The organism is Segatella salivae DSM 15606, assembly GCF_000185845.1.
Classification (GTDB): domain Bacteria; phylum Bacteroidota; class Bacteroidia; order Bacteroidales; family Bacteroidaceae; genus Prevotella; species Prevotella salivae.
This window is the reverse complement of the sequence record NZ_GL629647.1, coordinates 2,296,071-2,313,727: the sequence shown is the minus strand read 5'-3', so window position 1 is coordinate 2,313,727 and position 17,657 is coordinate 2,296,071. Positions and strand designations below refer to the sequence as shown.

Here is a 17,657-nt window from a genome sequence, read left to right as displayed (position 1 = left end):
TTATGATATGAAAGATATGTATTAAAGTTGTTCCTCCAATTGTTTCACAGCGCTTTTCATGTCATCTGCAAAAGAAGAATGCGTCAACAGAAAGCCTTCTTTGCCTTGTGCAAGGGCCTCATAGAGTGCAGGACTCATCTCGTTGACATACTCACTGATGGCATATTCGATGTCATCTTTCTGACGTTCACTATTAGAAAAGGCATAGACCTGCCATTTCTGATGAAAGAAACAATAGGCTGCCTCGATGCTGTCTTTGGTAAATTGCGTTTTGTTCATAGGCTTAATACCACTGCACGGCATTGCTGTAACCGCTCCGTTTGTCATATTTCAACGCGTCGGTCAAGGTGCTTGCATTACAGCGGAAAGTGAAATTATAGCTTGTATAGGGTGCCAATACGACCTGACAACTCATGTTAAAGCAGTGAAGATCACGCTGCAAACTGGCTGTTGTCATACTCATGGCGTGATGATCAAAGTCATATCCAGATGAGAAACTAATGTTCCAACCGTCACTTATGCGTATGTTTCCACTGAAGTTCAAGGTTTGTGTGAACATATATGGATAGCGCATGGTGTGATAATTGAACTTTCTGATGTCGGTATTCTCACGCATTGTGATGCCATAACCAAAGGTAATAGACCATGGCATGTTGAAAGTCATGTAACCATCATCATCGGTTTTCGCCTTGTTATTACCTCGTTTACTGCGTGCATTGCGTTGACCTTCAATCATATCATCGTCAACATTCGACTCAATATTGGTGTCAATACCTTCTGCATTGGGGTCGTTGCGCTTGCCTTTTGAGTTGTTCTCGTCACTGCCTCCACCGAAAAGCTTCTTTATTTTCTCAGGGGTGAGCGTGTAAGAGATATTTTGTGACATGCCTTGGAAACGTCCAATCTTTCCCATTCCCCAATAGGTGTGGTTGCCAACATAAGGCCTTCCATGACTATCGAGCTCGTAAGCATAAGATGCAAAGACTGCATTGAGGTTGAAAGTATAGTTTTTCCACCACTTCAAACGCAAGTCGACACTGAGGTCACTCCATGGTTTCTCTTTGGCAGCCATGTTATATGACATTCTGAAACCAAGGTTATCAATGATGCTTAACTTGCGAATGCCCGTAGAATCTTTGTCAGATTTAATCTTCATCTCAACGTTGTTGTCAAACGAGAAGCTAACACTTCCCATCTTACCACGGCCAGGAACGCCATAAAGTCCATTCGAATAAGGCGAGTAGTCAACGAGATCCACACTGCCATCAGGGTTGGTACGTTGGTAGGAACTATAGTATCCATAGCGTGATGCACCGAAATCGGGGGCATAACTAAAACTTACCGACGGCGTGATGACATGGCGAATGGCTTGAATTTTGTCGCCAAAGAGCTTGCGATTAGGAATAAACATTCCATAAAGTTTAGTGCTTGCACTGATGCTAAAGTCCCAGTTGTAGATGTTATGGAAGCCATATGTGGTGTCAGCAACCTCCTTTTGAGTGGTTGTATTCCATGACCTTGTCACCTTATTGGTGTACATGCGGTCGGTGAAATTAAACGAAGGATTTACATTAATATAATTAAACAGCGTGAAACTCCCGCTGATTGGGATGCGGTGTTGCATGCCATTGCGCCAGTTTTTGATGAGATTTGAATGGAAAAGTCGGTCTTCTTTCGTGTTGATAGAATTGCTAATTTGTCCTGTATAGCTTACCGCAATCTTCTCATACCAGCGTTCTGCCCCGACAGCATGACGTCGTTTGAACGGATAAAAACGGCTCAAACTGATGTTCAAGTCAGGCAAAGTGAGGGCTATACTCGAATCACTCATATTCTGATTCAAGTTGGCTGTGGCACTGAGTGATAGTCCAATGCTTGAGAAATTGGTGCCCCAGCTAACCGAAGATGTACGAGTTGTCTGCGAGAGTGTTTGCGGATTATAAAGACTATTGAGGTTATTGCGCTCATAACTTGACGTAGCAAAGTTTACGCTTGCAGCCAAAGAGCTGTATGGGTTGGCTTTAGGATCCTGGCGATGGCTCCATTGTATCTTGAAGCTTTGCTGCCGACTGAAGTCTGGCATGCCTTTATCTCCGGTCTTAGTATCTTGATAACTGCCATAGAAACTGCCACTATAACGATAGCGTTTGCGGTAGTTTGTGGCCGCACTCAAGCCCCATGAGCCTTTAGTATATATCTCTCCAAGGAGTTTTAAGTCCCATTTGTCGTTGATAGCAAAGTAATATCCCCCATCACGTAGGTAGAAACCACGTGTACTTTCGTCACCATAAGTAGGCATGATAAAGCCGCTTGAATACTTCTTTGAGAATGGAAAGAAGCCATAAGGAATGGCAAGTGGCAGAGGAACATCAGCCACAACAAGATATGCCGGACCAAAAACGACATCCTTACCTGGGCGTACTTTCGCTCTCGAAAGCGCTATATAGAAGTCTGGATGCTCTTTATCGCAAGTGGTATATCGGCCATGTTTCAAGAAAATCTCACCGTCAGCATTACGCTTGGAGAGTTCACTTGAGAGATAACCTTCTTCTTGTTGTGTCTTAACATTATCGATAAGACCTTTCTTAGTCTTAAAGTTGAATGCCATAGTATCACTCTCATAGTTGTCTGATCCCAATGTAAAGACCGGCGTACCTGTTAGTCCTTTTGTCGCCGTATCACGCACTCCGGTGGCATGAACAAGGCTACTGTCCATGTTTAGTCTAATGCGTTCGCTCTTAAGGTCCATGTTTTCATACTTCACACTCGATGTACCATAGAGGAAAGCTGTCTTATTTTGTGCGTCGTATACCATAGAATCATTGGCCGAAAAGTTCACAGGAGCGTCTATTCCGTTCTTCTTTTGCCGGTTCAATGAGTCAAGTCGGATGGAGTCGTCAATGAGTTTGTTGTGATGATAGATAGCCAACTGCAACGAATCCATCTGAGTTGTGTCGATGGGTTGACGGTTGGCAGAGTCTGTTTTCAGGGTTTTGTTTATAGCAACACTATCGTTAGAAGCACTCTTATGCCTCTTTCGGAACTGATAGTCGACATTGGCCATCACAAAAAGGACGGCACATAGCAACATGACTATAAACGAATATCTTCTCATTTAGTGTGCAAAGATAGTGATAAATCACTGAAACACGCTTGTTTACAGCGTTAAAAGTTATTTTTATTCGAATAGCTTCTCCCACAATTTGAATCGTTCTACGCCATCTTCTCCAAAGCGTTTAAGACTCCGTTCGGCTTGTTCTATGGTCTTTTCTACTTCTGGATGTGTTTTAGAATAAAACTTATCAGCGTAGCAAATGACTTTCTCTTCCATGGTTTCGGGTAGGAAATCTTCGTGAGGAAGAGGCAGATTGAGTTTTATTATCTCTTCTTTTGTGATGCCAGCTCCCGTGTGTCTCTCACATACTCTGGCGTGTTTTGGGAAACCTTCTGCCCGTAACAACTCCGCACCTATACGTCCGTGGATGAGATAAGGCTCGCTTCCGAAGCAATAAATACCTGGTGCATCACATTTGAAGATACCGATATCATGGAGCATTGCCGCTTCAATGACAAACTGACGATCAAGAGAAAGCTCAGGATGTAGGTCGCAAATGCGCACAGCACGCTTAGTAACAAGCGTGCTGTGTGTCATGAATATATACCGAAGTTGATTGTCTTCGGGATAGTATTTGTCAATAATCTGCTGATAATCCATGGCTTATTCTGCCGTGGGACGTTGGATATAAGCTATCACATCGCCTTTATTTACCTTGTCACCTTGCTTTGCTTTAATCTCAACGAGCTTGCCTCCGAGTGCTGCTGGGATAGCTTCGAACTCGCCCCAAGACGTGCAAATATAACAGAAAGTGTCGCCTTCTTTGTACTCTTTACCAATGAATGGTTCAACAGCGGGAGTTGCTTCACCGTCTCCTTGGAACTCCCAGAAGATCTGACCTTTAACAGGTGATACGATAGCATCAGCCATTGCATGCTTGAATGCGGTTGCTTCTTCAAGACTAACCTTTGCTCCAAGCTTTGCATCTTTAGCCTTTTGAAGATCTTCTAAGAAGTTCTTCTTGGCCTGACCACTCTTATAATTGCGATACTGTTCAGGGTGCATAGCCAGTTCAAAGAGTTCTTCATCGTCCTGACCATAGTCCCATCCATTCTCGTCCATTTCCTTTTTAAAGTCTTCCAAGGCATCCGTTAGGAGCGTACGAGGGTCAACATCCGTAAACTCTCGACCTTGTTTCTTTGCCAATTCAACAAGAACGGGGTCAATCTTTCCTGGTACTTTTCCGCTCTTTCCAAGGATCATACCCCACATAGATTCGTCCATCATGACAAAACGACCCTTTCCTTGCTCCATTGTTAGCAAGTTCATGAGTGCTATATTCTTAGTATATTGGCTGAAAGGTGTTACCAATGGTGGATAACCTACACGTGGCCAAACATACTCAACCTCATTGAACAACTTCACAAGCATATCGTCCATAGAGAGTTCTTCCTCACCCTTCTTCTTACGAAGGTTATTGATTGTCTGACGGATTCCACCGAGATCGGCCATCATTGAGCCCATCATTCCACCAGGAAGTCCGCAACCTAACAACAAGGAAGACATGATTTTGTTCGATGGATTGATAAAGTATCCGAGCCATTCATCAATGAATTCCTGAGTAAGTGCACGTGCCTTCATGTAGGCATTCATATTGATTTCTGGCACATCGAAGCCCTCATTACGCAACATACTCAATACAGATATGATATCGGGATGAACCTTTCCCCAAGACAAAGGCTCTATAGCTGTGTCGATAATATCGGCACCATTCTTACAAACTTCAAGGATAGAAGCCATCGAAAGGCCTGGACCTGAGTGGCCATGATACTCAATTAATATGTCAGGATGCTTAGTCTTTATGGCCTTAGTCAGCTTACCTAAGAAGGCAGGTTGACCGATTCCAGCCATGTCTTTGAGGCAAATCTCTTCAGCACCAGCTTCAATCAATTCGTCAGCAAGGTTCGTATAGTATTCCAAAGTGTGTACAGGCGATGTTGTAATACATAGTGCCGTCTGTGCAGTCATACCTGCTTCTTTTGCCCATTTGATTGAAGGCTTGATATTTCGAACGTCATTTAAGCCGTCAAAAATACGAGTAATGTCTGTTCCTTGCGCATGTTTTACACGATACATCATTGCGCGAACATCGTCTGGAACAGGGTACATACGGAGAGCATTTAAGCCTCGATCCAACATGTGTGTTTTGATTCCGGCCTCCTTTAAGGGTTTACAGAAAGCACGAACAGCCTCATTTGGGTTCTCACCGGCAAGGAGATTGACTTGCTCAAAGGCACCACCATTGGTCTCAACTCGTGCAAAACAGCCCATCTCTACAAATAAAGGAGCGATGCGTTCCAATTGATCTTTGCGTGGTTGGAACTTGCCAGAACTCTGCCACATGTCTCGATATACGAGACTGAATTGAATTTTCTTTCCCATTATGTAACTATAAATTGTATTTGATATCCTTAAAATAAAACTGGTCCTTGCCTGTAGTCTACTTATGATTACAATGCTATCAGAACCTATCGGCCTGCAAAATTAGGTAAAAAATCCCAAAAACGACATTACAATATGTATTTTTTGCAATTATTGCTTTATATTTGCACAAAATTAAACTCAAATGAAAGCAAAGACAATTCTCTTTTTTTTCTGTCTCACTTGGCTTGTAGTGGCGTGCGAAGAAAAGGCAAAAGATAACGCGAAACCAAAGGAATCGCAGACAACATCATACAAACTCAAGGGCGATAGCACAGTATATGGCTTGGCATGTGAGGGTTGTAATGATTCCACTATAGTGCTTTTACCGATGGACGGCAGTGATCCTGTGCGCTATGATGTCATAGATGCACACCGCAACGGGCGTGTAGTGGGAGACATTCAGATAGGAGATTGGATTGGTGTTGTAGCCAACAAACAAGATAAACACACGGCAGATGAGGTCATCAATCTCGACGAAATAAAAGGCATTTGGTGTTATGTTGTCATGCCGCAAATGCGCGATTACGAGAAAATGAGCAAAAGATTGCAGAAGAAAATGATGCGAGATATACCCGATTCTATAAAGCAAACCTATCTCATTCCACGCGAATATGGCTTTTGGTTGCGTCGACAATGGACGGCACAAAGTGTTGGTTATGTCAGCGAACAATCTTCTTTAGAGCAAGAAAGTCCTGTAGTTTATCCGCAATTAGGCTTCTTTACGGGCTGGCATATATGGAATGGGAAGCTCGTTATAGAAAGCGCCACACCACGATATAATGCAGATAACACCATCACTATAACCAATCCGGTTAAAGACACGTGTATAATCGTCTATTTAGGAAAGGATTCTCTCGTGCTCAGTGACGGCATTGAGTCGCGCAGTTACTACCGAAAGAAGAATATTAATGACGTGAATGTAAAAGCTCGTTACATTGCGGATAAACTCAAAAAAGAGGCATTAAAGAAAACTATGCAACAGCAATAATAACACAACACAAGTGTCATTGACCGCTAACACGATTTTCATTTATAAACCATCCCCATGTTGTGGCGGTTCATTGTCACCGATTCCATTTCTCCAATACCAACAGACAACATAACCATCTGATAATAAACCCATTACAATTCACCTCATTTTACGTAGTGATTTGGTTCATATCGCCGTGTGATCTCCGTCATTTCACCGCGCGAAATGCCTCAAATCATTTTCTTATCTAATATAAACTATACCATCATCCCCTATCAACCCATTTGCTGTTACAAATATCCTAATATGCAATGCCGTAAGTATTGCGTCAAAATTCCAATGGATGTATTTGGCAATATAAATGCCCTCATGGTGCAACTCGGTACGAGTTGTTCTTTTGATAGCCCGGGGTTGGCGAGGAACGAGCCTACCCCGGGTAATCGAAACAAGTTTCATCTACCCACATTGACATTCAAAGAGGAACTTCAATACACGCGTTACACCTTGTGCTTTTATGAAAAAAATATGTATATTTGCACCAAACAATTCATCAAGATATGAGCAACGAGTGGGAAAAGATGCTGAATGGAGAGCCTTATGACGCCGCAAACACGGAGTTTATCGACCGGCTTTTTAAGACGAAAGACATCATTTGGGAGTATAACCAACTACGACCAATCGACAAAGAAGCACGTGAAGCCGTCATCAGACAACTCTTTGGACACTGTGGTAAGCGGCCAACCGTCAACTCACCCTTTTATTGTGACTACGGCTGTAATACCTATGTGGGTGATGATTTCTTTTCAAACTTCAACCTAACAATACTTGATGAGGGCAAAGTTACCATTGGAAACCATGTCTTTATAGGTCCAAACGTAAGCCTATATACGGCTTGTCATCCTACAGACCCCATCGAACGACGCAAAGGAACAGAATGGACTAAGCCCATAACCATAGGGAATGATGTATGGATTGGAGGCAATGTGACCATTCTTCCAGGGGTAACGATTGGGAGTGGGAGTACAATTGGCGCGGGCTCGGTAGTCATTCGAGACATCCCCGAGGGTTCCATTGCCGTGGGAAATCCTTGTCGTGTGGTGAAAACCATTGTTTATTCGGCAAACGAAGTCCCTGAACATGACCACAAAACAGACTTGAACCAATACGAAAAATAAAACTCATAAACTTTCAAAAACAAATAAAACATGAAACTAAAGAACTTTTGTTTACTCGCACTTTGTTTGCTATGTGCAAATCATCGGGCTTTCGCCGACGATAAAGATGAACCTGTTCAGCGTTGGGCTATACAGGCAGGATTCGGTGGAACGACGCTCTATGATAACACACCAGACGGACAAGACTTCTATATGGGTGATGAAGAAGGAAACTATTTCTCGCTTTCGGCCGACTATTTTCTAAATGATCGTCTTGCACTGACTGGCGGTTTATACTATGCACAAGAAGGAATTGCCACCTATCTTGCCTCGGGGATTGGCCTGAAAAAAAGTCAACATGCTGGGTGTTGAAGGGGGAATCAAGTGGTATTTCTTCCCCAAAAAGTGGATTGTTCAACCGCATATTGGTGCCTTGTTACAAACCAATTGTTTGAACCTTGGACGCATGCGAGGCAGTGAACGCCATGAGCTTAGCTCGGCATATCCAGGGAGTCATGTGCAAATGGACTATGATGTGCAGTGTCCTGCCTTAGCTTTCAAGCCACGTATTGGCGCAGACATACACCTGTTTAGTACGGTTTCACTCTGTGTTGCCTATGATCTCAGCTTCGGTTTTTGGGGACATCATCGTGCAGACATGCGCTTTCTCGACCTTCCTATGACGGGACAAGTGTGCCATTATAAGACAGACAACATGCGCTCTACTATCAGTTTGGGCGTGAAAGTCGACTTCCCGACAAAGTCAATCAGCCCAAAAACCTTCAACAACCTGCTTTACATCTTGAGCACTTGGATTGAATCGAAGGCACGTCATTAAGCTTTTTATCCGCATGTCTCACTTTGATTCCGACACGTTTCGACAGGAAGTCATCGACATCGTGCGTCAGATTCCGCGCGGACGAGTGCTTACCTATGGACTGATTGCACGCCTTGCAGGCTATCCTTTGCATGCCCGTCATGTGGGAAAAGCCTTGCATCGGGTTGAAGATAAAGCCATTCCGTGTCATCGTGTGGTGAACAGTGTGGGAAGAACTACACCAGATTGGCCCGAACAACGACTGCTCCTTGAAAAAGAAGGAGTGCATTTCAAGTCGAATGGCAACGTTGATTTACGACACACTTTGTGGGAGATTGCGTCACACTTAGAAGCATAACATGGCGTTTTATTTTGCTTGTTTCGCATTTTTTTGTAGCTTTGTAGCAATAAACTTAAAAGGAAAAGAGAGATATGGATAACCCTTATAGTAAGCAATTTCCTTCATTGATGAAGGGGAAAAAAGTGATGTATGTGCATGGTTTCCTTTCTTCGGCACAGAGCGGAACCGTTAAAATGCTGCAAGAACTTATGCCTTCAGCAACTATTTTGGCTGAAGATATCCCTGTACATCCCACAGATGCCATGACAATGTTACACAAAATGGCTGATGAAGAGCAACCCAATCTCATCATAGGTACGTCAATGGGGGGCATGTATACAGAGATGTTACATGGTTTCGACCGTATACTTGTGAACCCAGCCTTTGCAATGGGCGACACAATGAGCAGCATGACAGGACATCAAGTGTTTCAAAACCCTCGCAAAGATGGCGTTCAAGAACTGATGGTTACAAAGGGGTTGATTAAAGAATACAAGGATATCACAACGCAATGTTTTGCCAATGTTGACGCCGAAGAACGTAAACGGGTCTATGGTCTCTTTGGAGATAATGACCCGGTAGTGCATACTTTCGACCTGTTTCAACAGCATTATCCCAATGCTATCTATTTCCATGGCGAACATCGACTAATAGATAAGGTGGCACTTCATTATCTTATACCCGTCATTCGATGGATAGATGATCAGCAGAATGGCACAGAACGCCCGATAGTTTACCTGCACTATGACGCTTTACACGATAGTTTTGGTAAGCCGTTAAGCAGTATGCACAAGGCATACGAACTACTATTAGAGAACTATCAGGTTTATATTGTTGCGCCAGCACCTACAAACAACCACGCTTTTACAGACGAAGTGCAACGTTGGGCAGAGGAGTTCTTCTCAGCACCTGCCTATAATCACCTCATCTTTACCAATCAAAAGAATCTCCTTTATGGTGATTATTTCATTGATCCGCAGCCAAATCCCGACTTCATGGGTACGACAATAGCCTTTGGAAGCGATGAGTTTAAGACGTGGGAAGAGGTGATTACCTTCTTTGAACGATTGGGAGGACAGTAAAAAGGGACTTTTTTCATCTCTTCTACCACGCGATAAAATAGGCTGAAGAAAGGCTGATGAGACGGTTATCTGATGCGATTAATGCACAAAAATTATTGAAAACGTTTGCTTTTGCAACATTAAATACGTATTTTTGTCGCAGATTTTGCGACGATATTCAGTGTATAATGTCGCATCTTCTATGATTATTTACACTCAAAACAGCTATCATGTATATTCACGAAAGAGAGAACTGGACTGATTTTCACTGGGAAAATAGTGCTATAGATGCACTGATTGAGCTGGCAAGTCGTAAGATTGGATTGCTTTATGGCAGGCTAAATAACCTTGGTTTCGATAATAAACTACGAGCCATGGCAGAGAATCTTACTCATGATGTAGTGCAATCATCAGAGATAGAAGGAATTAGTTTGAACACAGAAGAGGTCCGTTCATCCATTGCACGCCATTTAGGTATCGACAACTTAAAGTACACTGCACCTTCACACTATGTTGAATCAGTAGTTAAAGTGATGCTTGATGCGATAGAACACTATATGCAACCACTGACAAAAGAGACGCTATGTAGATGGCAAAGTGCTTTCTTTCCAACGGGATTTAGTGATGGTTTTCCTATCGAAGTGGGCTGTTATCGAACGCATGAAGAGCACATTGTGTCGGGAATATTCGGCAAAGAACGTATTCACTACATTGCACCTGCACCACAACTTGTAGAGAACGAAATGGCAAACTTCATTCAATGGTTCAATCAACCACCGTCAACATCCAGCATAGTTCAATCGGGAATAGCACACCTTTGGTTTGTTTCTATTCATCCATTTGAAGATGGAAACGGACGATTAGCACGCATATTGTCTGATATTCTCTTGGCAAAAAGCGACAAAAATGAGTTTCGTTTCTATAACATTTCAGCAGAAATCAATCGTAATAAGAAACAATATTACAGCATTCTTGAGCAAACTCAACACGGAAATGGTGACATTACACCATGGCTAACATGGTATATCAAAACACTAATAGCTTCAGTTGAAGACGCAGAAACAAGCGTTAATAGCATCCTTAACAAGAGTTTCTTCTGGCAAAGAAATGCAAGTGTAATCATGACAGACCGCCAAACACAGATTATAAACATGTTTCTTGATGGCTATGAAGCCAAGATTACCTCGAAGACATGGGCCGCATTAGGTAATTGTTCAAAAGATACTGCCATACGAGATATACAGGATTTGGTGGCAAAAGGGGTGCTACGTGAGGAATTTCCAGGGGCAAAAAGACCTTGTTATGCCATTGTTTACGATCCCAAAGACCTCACTTCATGGTTTTCTGACACCCAAATAGAAGAGGAAAATGGCACATTCTATCTGCTGACTACATACAAAGGCAAGCAGAAAGTGCGCAATAGACTTCTCCGACTTGACGCAGAACGCTATATGAAAGGTGACCTTTCACAGCAGTCTTTACTGAATAAATATTGCGCATATCTTATGGATGTTTCGAAATAACAAGGCAGATTAGACAACAAAAAGAAATATCAGACACTACAATGGCAAACGAAATAGTATATGGTTTCGCTGAAACTCCGTTTGGAACAATCATCGTTGCACGCACGATTGATGGCATTTGTGACCTCCAATTCTTAGGATGGAATCGCATGGAAGTTATCCATGAGCTTGCAAGTTATTGGGGAGTATACACTCCAACGACACAAAACGATGTGATGGCTGACACAGTTAAGCGCGTAATCTTTGACAACTACGACCACCATTTGAAACTCGACATGCAGGGAACTGACTTTCAAAAGCGTGTATGGAATGAGTTATTGAAGACTAAAAAAGGCGAAACGCTCTCTTATCAAGAGTTGGCTGAGCGCGTTGGTCAACCCAAAGCAGTGCGTGCTGTGGCTTCAGCGGTGGCCGAAAATCGTATTGCTATGCTCATCCCTTGCCACAGAATTATCCATAAAGACGGTACAACGGGTGAGTATCATTGGGGCCGTGAGCTCAAGAAACAACTCTTGGAATGGGAAAAAGAATAATCAACCATGCCTAATTTCATCTCTGCTGACGACCTTTTTCAACGCATTTCATATATCATTGAGGCTGAAAACACAGCCCCAGTTAACAAGCTTTTGCATGAAACTTTGGTGCTAACTTGCACGGAAGGACTGGCAGGAAGTAACCTCGTTTTCGGCAACTTGTTTGCTCAAGTGGACTTCCTTTGCAAGAAAAACCGTGTGAATGGTAATGACATAAGAGCCATTCAACACATGAGAAGAGCCAGTAACAGAGCCGAAAGTATGGCACATGACGAGCTGATGTATGCTTGCAGAGCACTTGCTTTGTTTGTTTCTGCGGTCTTTAATGTCGACATTCCATCTTATCTTGTGGGGCAAATCCCAGTGGAAGATAAGCCACAACAGGAGTTCAAACACATCGACTACCGATATATTAGAGGCCTTGTCACCGAATGTTCTGACGATACTTTTACTGTCAATATCGACCAAGATGCAACCGAAAAGCAGTTAACTCTCCACTTCAAACCTCATCAAACATATCTCAAAACATTACTCAAGAAAGGCTCACAAGTAAACCTTCTCGACGTTGATTCAGCCAAAGAAGCTGGTGTTATCGTGCTCGAGCCCGACTATCTTGTGGACATCAGTGGCATTGCTCGATGCTTTTCAGACTATGGTCACCACCCTTTTACCTACCTTGTTAACGCCATGTCACCGACTGCTAACAGTCAAGCCATCTTGCTTGGAAACTTTGCTGGCACAGCATTGGACGACATAATTAAGGGCAACGGGCATTATAACTGGCAAGAAACGCTTAAAAAGAATTTTAAGGATAAAGCCTTGGAATACTGCACTTGCAGTGACTTGAACCGCAAAGAAGACTTTCGTGTGGCGGCTATTCGACAGACACAGAACATCCAACAGATTGTTGCCGAACTCTTCGGAGACTTTCATTGCGACCTCATGCAACCGCAAACCAACGTCACTTTCAGTCGAGAGAAAGCCATTCTTGAACCATCTTTCGTCTGCGAACAATTAGGATTGCAAGGTCGAGTCGACCTTATGACGACGGATTTCAAGTTACTTGTTGAGCAGAAGTCAGGCAGTAACTTCAACATTCAAAGGCAAATGCCCAACGAATATGGTAGCTTTCAGAAGGAAGAACACTATGTACAGTTGTTGCTTTATTATGGAGTTCTGCGGCAGAACTTCAACATTTCAAGTAGCAAAATCGATATGCGTTTGCTCTATTCTAAATACCCATTGCCGGGCGGATTGGTTGTAGTTAATTTCTATCAAAAGCTCTTTCATGAGGCCATTAGCCTGCGCAACCGCATCGTTGCCAATGAATTTAGCTTCGCAATTGACGGATTTGACAACATAACGGATGTGCTTTCTGTCGACACAATCAACGAGAATCAGCTCAACACCCCATTCTTTTTTAAATATATTCAGCCACGACTTGAGGAAATCATCCAGCCACTTCATCATCTCACTCCACTTGAAAAGGCCTACTATGAACGTATGATGACGTTTGTTTTTCGTGAGCAGTTGGCTGCCAAAGTAGGTGGAAAAGAGGGCTTAAACAACTGTACTGCCGACCTATGGAATATGCCGTTGGCAAGTAAAAAGGAGGCAGGCAACATCTATACTGACCTTACCATCAGTGCAAAAGCAAAGAGTAAAGATATCAATGGTTATGATATCATTACGCTAAATATACCTGATCAGGGAGAGGAATTCCTGCCAAACTTCCGTTTAGGCGACTTAGTTTATCTCTATTCTTACGCTCCCGAAGAGGAACCGGATGTCAGAAAGTCATTGCTTTTCAAAGGAAACATCATCAAACTACATACTAACAGTATCATAATAAAGACCGTAAATCCGATTCCTAACGAGGGAACGATGTGGGCAATAGAGCATAGTGGCAGCGACATTGGAGGCACTTCAGCCATTCGTTCGCTGCATCAGTTCATCACTTCTTCCCCAAAATGCAGGCAATTGCTACTCGCACAACGCGCTCCCGAGCGTGACCTCACACTGCAACTGACTCAAAGTTATCACCCCACTTACGACCCATTGTTGCTGAAAGCCTTTCAAGCCAAAGACTACTTTCTTTTGGTTGGTCCACCGGGAACAGGCAAAACGAGTATGGCTTTGCAATATATGGTGCGCGAAGCATTAGCAAAAGGCGAGTCAATATTACTCATGAGTTACACCAATCGCGCTGTAGATGAGATCTGTGGAATGCTTTCTGACAATGCAATCGACTATATTCGCATTGGTAACGAATATAGTTGTGACGAGCGATATCGCTCTCATTTACTTAGCGAATATATCGAAAACAATCCTAAACTCACTGCTATTCGCGAACGAATCATGGGTACTCACGTCATTGTTGGTACGACAAGTACGCTTCAAAGCAAGTCTTATTTGTTTGAACTCAAGTCATTCTCCATGGCCATTATTGACGAAGCGAGTCAGATTCTCGAGCCAAACCTTGTGGGATTGCTGTCTAAACTGTCGAAATTTATTCTCATTGGAGACCACAAACAGCTACCAGCTGTAGTACAACAAGAGGTTAACGACTCTGCAGTGCACGACAAAAGATTGCATGAGATCAAACTAACAAATTGTAGAAACTCGTTGTTTGAAAGACTCATCCGTGTGGAAGAAGCGGCTAAACGAACAGACTTTGTGGGGGTATTACGCGTGCAAGGACGCATGCATCCGGCTGTTGCTGCATTCCCAAATCGCATGTTTTATTTCAAAGAATGCCTGAAACCAGTGCCTCTTTCGCATCAAAAAGAAACGCGACTTCACTATGAACTGCCCTCTCAAGACACGCTCGATGACGCATTAAAAACCAATCGAATGCTCTTCATTCCTTCCAAAACATGCCGTCATTCGCAGCTATCTGACAAGGTAAATCCCGATGAAGCCCACATCGTTGCTATCCTCTTGGGACGCATCTACCGTTTTTATGGCAACTCATTTGATGCAGACAAGACCATCGGTGTAATCGTTCCTTATCGCAATCAGATAGCCATGATTCGTAAAGAGATAGAGAAACTCGGCATCAAAGCACTCGAAAAGATTAGCATTGACACTGTAGAACGCTATCAAGGAAGCCAACGTGATGTCATCATTTATTCCTTTACGGTGCAACATCGCTATCAGTTGGACTTCCTAACAGCGAATTGTTTTGAGGAAAACGGCCACATTATTGACCGCAAACTCAATGTAGCCGTCACGCGAGCAAGGAAACAAATGATTATCACGGGTAACGAAATGGTGTTAAATCAAGACCCAATCTTCAAGGAACTCATAGCAAGTTGCGAATTAGGACATTTGTAATGGTAAAAGGGTTGATTGGGAATACCGACATGGTTTATATTAAATGGAAAAATGAGTTGACGCAAACGACCGGATAATTTGACGCATTTTAGGCGGTGAAATGACGGAGATTAGGCGATAAAATGATAGAAATTACTTCGGAGGTAGACGTGATTTTAGGCGGCTTTCCATAAGAAACGTATAATCATTTGATATACAATGGTTTGCATATCGAATATATTTGAAATATATCTACAATAAAAAGGTGGAGCATTTCAAGTTTGTGTATTTATCGAAAGCAATTATAAGGCTATTTAAAACACAAATCCCCACACCTTAACGCTAAAAGATGTGGGGAGAGCATTAAAAGTTTTCGTATTGCAAGATGCACTAACTCGTAAACCAAAGTCTTTATTTCTTCATGATGCTGATAGCGAAACCACCACTTGGAGCCAAATGGATTGGCAGCACAGTTGTGTGGTCTATCGTCATCTGATCTATCACCATAGGGTATGGATTGCCTTTGTATGTAGCGTCAGGTCCATCGCGATAGATGATGGCATGATATTTAACATCCTTATCAAGGAAGTCAAATCGCATCGTCAAATCACGCGCATCAGCGTCTGTCATGCCTCCAACAAACCAGTTTTCACTATCCCGATCTTTGCGAGCTGTAACGATATATTTTCCAATCTCAGCCTGTAAGACGTGTGACTCCTGCCAGTTTGTGGGCACTTGTTCTATGAATGCGAATGCAGGTTGGCCTTTATAGTTCTCTATTTCGTCTGCCGCCATCTGCCAAGGCGCATAAAGCGTGACATAAGTAGCCAGTTGTTTGGCGAGTGTTGTTTGTGGATGAGTTTGTGGATGCACTCTACCTTCGATGCGGAAGATGCCCGGTGTGAAGTCAAGTGGGCCTGCTAAGACACGTGTAAAAGGTAAGATGCAGAGATGATATGGTGGATTTCCTCCGTCTTCTGACCATGCATTATACTCTTGTCCGCGTGCTCCTTCGCCCGAAACCAAGTTCGGATAGGTGCGTTGTAGCCCTGTTGGCATCGCTGGTTCGTGGTTAATGATCATGAGATGATACTTTGCTGCGGTCTCAATTACCTTGCGATAATGACGCACTCCATATTGAGAGTGTTGCAGTTCCTTGTTATCTAATTTTGCATTTACATATCCCGTTTTAACCACACGGATACCTAATCGCTCGTAAAGTGCAAAGGCACTATCGAGTTGTTGCTCATAGTTTGCTGCGGCACCACCTGTTTCATTGTGGGCAATCATACGCACTCCTTTCGATAATGCGTATCTTTGTAGTCCCTCAAAATCATAGTCAGGATAAGGTTTTGTGAATGAAAACTTGTCGCCTTCACGCCCCCAATCGTTATCCCATCCATAGTTCCAACCTTCCACAAGCACTCCTTTCATGCCGTGATCTGCTGCAAAGTCGATGTAACGTCGAGTGTTTTCAGTCGTTGCTCCGTGTTTCTTTCCTTGCGACCAAGTCATGTCATTCATGTGCATTCCCCACCATATTCCAACATACTTCCCCGTCTCTAACCATGAGGTATCTTTGATTTTGCAAGGTTCATTGAGGTTAAGCATCAAACGAGATGCCGCAAGATCGGCAGGTTTATGCCCTACAATGATTGTTCGCCAAGGTGAAACAAATGGTGCTTTCGCAAAGACCAGTTCACCCGTTGACCATGGAACAAGTTCTGCTTTAACGGTTGTTGTTCCCTTTGCTGCAGCAATCGGCTTAAGATTTAGTGAAGAATAATCCGTCAGATTGGCTTCGTGTACGACAAGATAAAGGTCATTGTCAACCTCCATTGTTATGGGAGTAGACACCTCTGGCTTGCGACTGAGTGGGTTGGCTGTCCATAATGCCTCATAATAATTAGTGCCTTCGGTCGGCATAGCCCAAGTTTTTGCATCAAAAGGAAAAGCAAACTGCGTCTCTTCATCCATGATAGCGAAGTCAGAAAGATGCGGTTGACGCGGGAATTCATAGCGAAATCCGAGTCCATCATTAAACAATCGGAAAACAATCGTCAGCAAACGGCCTTGTGCACCGCGTTGTTGCAGCCGCATGGTGAGTTCATTATAATGGTTGCGCACACTCGTTTCTTCACCCCATGGCTGTTGCCACGTTTCATCTTTTGTACCCGAAGAGAAACCAACTATACGGAAATCCTTATCCAAACTGCCATCCCGGAGCTTCATTCCAAGCAATGATGGACATAAGATGGCACGCTTGCCACGCCACAACTCATAATAAGGCTGCCCCTTTTCATTAACACCTACAGACAAAGTGAGCGTCCCATCAGGGGACGCTACCTTTTGTTTCTGCTTGCCGTTCACAAAAGAGGTGAACAACAAGGCACACAGGGGATAGG

General features: G+C 43.2%; 15 protein-coding genes. 10 read left to right on the top strand and 5 right to left on the bottom strand.

The features are described 5' to 3' along the window. Positions 1-21: 21 nt before the first annotated feature. From HMPREF9420_RS09160 to HMPREF9420_RS09145, 4 genes are all read right to left on the bottom strand, one after another. Positions 22-279, bottom strand: coding sequence for a hypothetical protein (locus tag HMPREF9420_RS09160; RefSeq protein ID WP_044078898.1), 258 nt, complete (start codon positions 277-279; stop codon positions 22-24). A gap of 4 nt (positions 280-283) precedes the next feature. Further along, on the bottom strand, positions 284-3,115 hold the full coding sequence (locus HMPREF9420_RS09155) for a putative LPS assembly protein LptD (protein ID WP_007135352.1): 2,832 nt from the start codon (positions 3,113-3,115) through the stop codon (positions 284-286). A 63-nt stretch (positions 3,116-3,178) separates the two neighbouring features. After that, positions 3,179-3,715 (bottom strand): HDIG domain-containing metalloprotein, encoded by a 537-nt coding sequence (locus HMPREF9420_RS09150; RefSeq protein ID WP_007135351.1) that lies wholly within the window; start codon positions 3,713-3,715, stop codon positions 3,179-3,181. 3 nt (positions 3,716-3,718) lie between these two features. Beyond that, positions 3,719-5,497, bottom strand: a complete 1,779-nt coding sequence (locus tag HMPREF9420_RS09145) for a biotin/lipoyl-binding protein (protein ID WP_007135350.1) — start codon at positions 5,495-5,497, stop codon at positions 3,719-3,721. Between the two features lie 184 nt (positions 5,498-5,681). Between HMPREF9420_RS09145 and HMPREF9420_RS09140 the strand changes: the two genes are divergently transcribed. The 10 genes from HMPREF9420_RS09140 to HMPREF9420_RS09100 all read left to right on the top strand — a co-directional run bounded on the left by HMPREF9420_RS09140 (position 5,682) and on the right by HMPREF9420_RS09100 (position 15,273). After that, a complete protein-coding gene (locus HMPREF9420_RS09140) occupies positions 5,682-6,527 on the top strand; it encodes a lipocalin-like domain-containing protein (protein WP_007135349.1) in 846 nt (281 codons plus the stop codon). A gap of 207 nt (positions 6,528-6,734) precedes the next feature. Next, complete coding sequence (locus HMPREF9420_RS13970) at positions 6,735-7,070, top strand: hypothetical protein (RefSeq protein WP_147625659.1); 336 nt, start codon at positions 6,735-6,737, stop codon at positions 7,068-7,070. After that, entirely contained in the window at positions 7,067-7,684 is a 618-nt protein-coding gene (locus HMPREF9420_RS09130) for a sugar O-acetyltransferase (protein WP_007135347.1), read from the top strand. Before HMPREF9420_RS13970 ends, HMPREF9420_RS09130 begins: the two co-directional genes overlap by 4 nt. Positions 7,685-7,714: 30 nt before the next feature. Then, positions 7,715-8,035 carry a hypothetical protein gene (locus tag HMPREF9420_RS14755; protein ID WP_007135346.1) on the top strand — a complete coding sequence of 107 codons (321 nt, stop codon included), beginning with the start codon at positions 7,715-7,717 and terminating at the stop codon, positions 8,033-8,035. Continuing rightward, a complete protein-coding gene (locus tag HMPREF9420_RS14750; RefSeq protein ID WP_007135345.1) occupies positions 8,022-8,501 on the top strand; it encodes a hypothetical protein in 480 nt (159 codons plus the stop codon). The genes HMPREF9420_RS14755 and HMPREF9420_RS14750 overlap by 14 nt, the downstream gene beginning before the upstream one ends. Before the next feature lie 13 nt (positions 8,502-8,514). Beyond that, positions 8,515-8,838, top strand: a complete 324-nt coding sequence (locus HMPREF9420_RS09120) for an MGMT family protein (protein WP_007135344.1) — start codon at positions 8,515-8,517, stop codon at positions 8,836-8,838. Positions 8,839-8,912: 74 nt separating this feature from the next. Then, a complete protein-coding gene (locus HMPREF9420_RS09115; RefSeq protein ID WP_007135343.1) occupies positions 8,913-9,902 on the top strand; it encodes a YqiA/YcfP family alpha/beta fold hydrolase in 990 nt (329 codons plus the stop codon). A gap of 209 nt (positions 9,903-10,111) precedes the next feature. Continuing rightward, complete coding sequence (locus tag HMPREF9420_RS09110) at positions 10,112-11,404, top strand: Fic family protein (protein WP_007135342.1); 1,293 nt, start codon at positions 10,112-10,114, stop codon at positions 11,402-11,404. 41 nt (positions 11,405-11,445) lie between these two features. Then, complete coding sequence (locus HMPREF9420_RS09105; RefSeq protein ID WP_007135341.1) at positions 11,446-11,937, top strand: methylated-DNA--[protein]-cysteine S-methyltransferase; 492 nt, start codon at positions 11,446-11,448, stop codon at positions 11,935-11,937. A gap of 6 nt (positions 11,938-11,943) precedes the next feature. Next, a complete protein-coding gene (locus HMPREF9420_RS09100; protein ID WP_007135340.1) occupies positions 11,944-15,273 on the top strand; it encodes an AAA domain-containing protein in 3,330 nt (1,109 codons plus the stop codon). Positions 15,274-15,663: 390 nt separating this feature from the next. On the opposite strand, the gene HMPREF9420_RS15080 is transcribed toward HMPREF9420_RS09100, so the two are convergent. Continuing rightward, positions 15,664-17,649, bottom strand: coding sequence for a glycoside hydrolase family 97 protein (locus tag HMPREF9420_RS15080; protein WP_044079202.1), 1,986 nt, complete (start codon positions 17,647-17,649; stop codon positions 15,664-15,666). Positions 17,650-17,657: the final 8 nt, after the last annotated feature.

Bases quoted from the DNA above. Each gene is read 5' to 3' on its own strand.
- HMPREF9420_RS09120 (WP_007135344.1), top strand. From the start codon at position 8,515: ATGTCTCACTTTGATTCCGACACGTTTCGACAGGAAGTCATCGACATC.
- HMPREF9420_RS09140 (WP_007135349.1), top strand. From the start codon at position 5,682: ATGAAAGCAAAGACAATTCTCTTTTTTTTCTGTCTCACTTGGCTTGTA.
- HMPREF9420_RS09110 (WP_007135342.1), top strand. From the start codon at position 10,112: ATGTATATTCACGAAAGAGAGAACTGGACTGATTTTCACTGGGAAAAT.
- HMPREF9420_RS09100 (WP_007135340.1), top strand. From the start codon at position 11,944: ATGCCTAATTTCATCTCTGCTGACGACCTTTTTCAACGCATTTCATAT.
- HMPREF9420_RS09130 (WP_007135347.1), top strand. From the start codon at position 7,067: ATGAGCAACGAGTGGGAAAAGATGCTGAATGGAGAGCCTTATGACGCC.
- HMPREF9420_RS09115 (WP_007135343.1), top strand. From the start codon at position 8,913: ATGGATAACCCTTATAGTAAGCAATTTCCTTCATTGATGAAGGGGAAA.
- HMPREF9420_RS13970 (WP_147625659.1), top strand. From the start codon at position 6,735: ATGCCTCAAATCATTTTCTTATCTAATATAAACTATACCATCATCCCC.
- HMPREF9420_RS14750 (WP_007135345.1), top strand. From the start codon at position 8,022: ATGCTGGGTGTTGAAGGGGGAATCAAGTGGTATTTCTTCCCCAAAAAG.
- HMPREF9420_RS09160 (WP_044078898.1), bottom strand. From the start codon at position 279: ATGAACAAAACGCAATTTACCAAAGACAGCATCGAGGCAGCCTATTGT.
- HMPREF9420_RS09145 (WP_007135350.1), bottom strand. From the start codon at position 5,497: ATGGGAAAGAAAATTCAATTCAGTCTCGTATATCGAGACATGTGGCAG.
- HMPREF9420_RS09150 (WP_007135351.1), bottom strand. From the start codon at position 3,715: ATGGATTATCAGCAGATTATTGACAAATACTATCCCGAAGACAATCAA.
- HMPREF9420_RS09155 (WP_007135352.1), bottom strand. From the start codon at position 3,115: ATGAGAAGATATTCGTTTATAGTCATGTTGCTATGTGCCGTCCTTTTT.
- HMPREF9420_RS14755 (WP_007135346.1), top strand. From the start codon at position 7,715: ATGAAACTAAAGAACTTTTGTTTACTCGCACTTTGTTTGCTATGTGCA.
- HMPREF9420_RS09105 (WP_007135341.1), top strand. From the start codon at position 11,446: ATGGCAAACGAAATAGTATATGGTTTCGCTGAAACTCCGTTTGGAACA.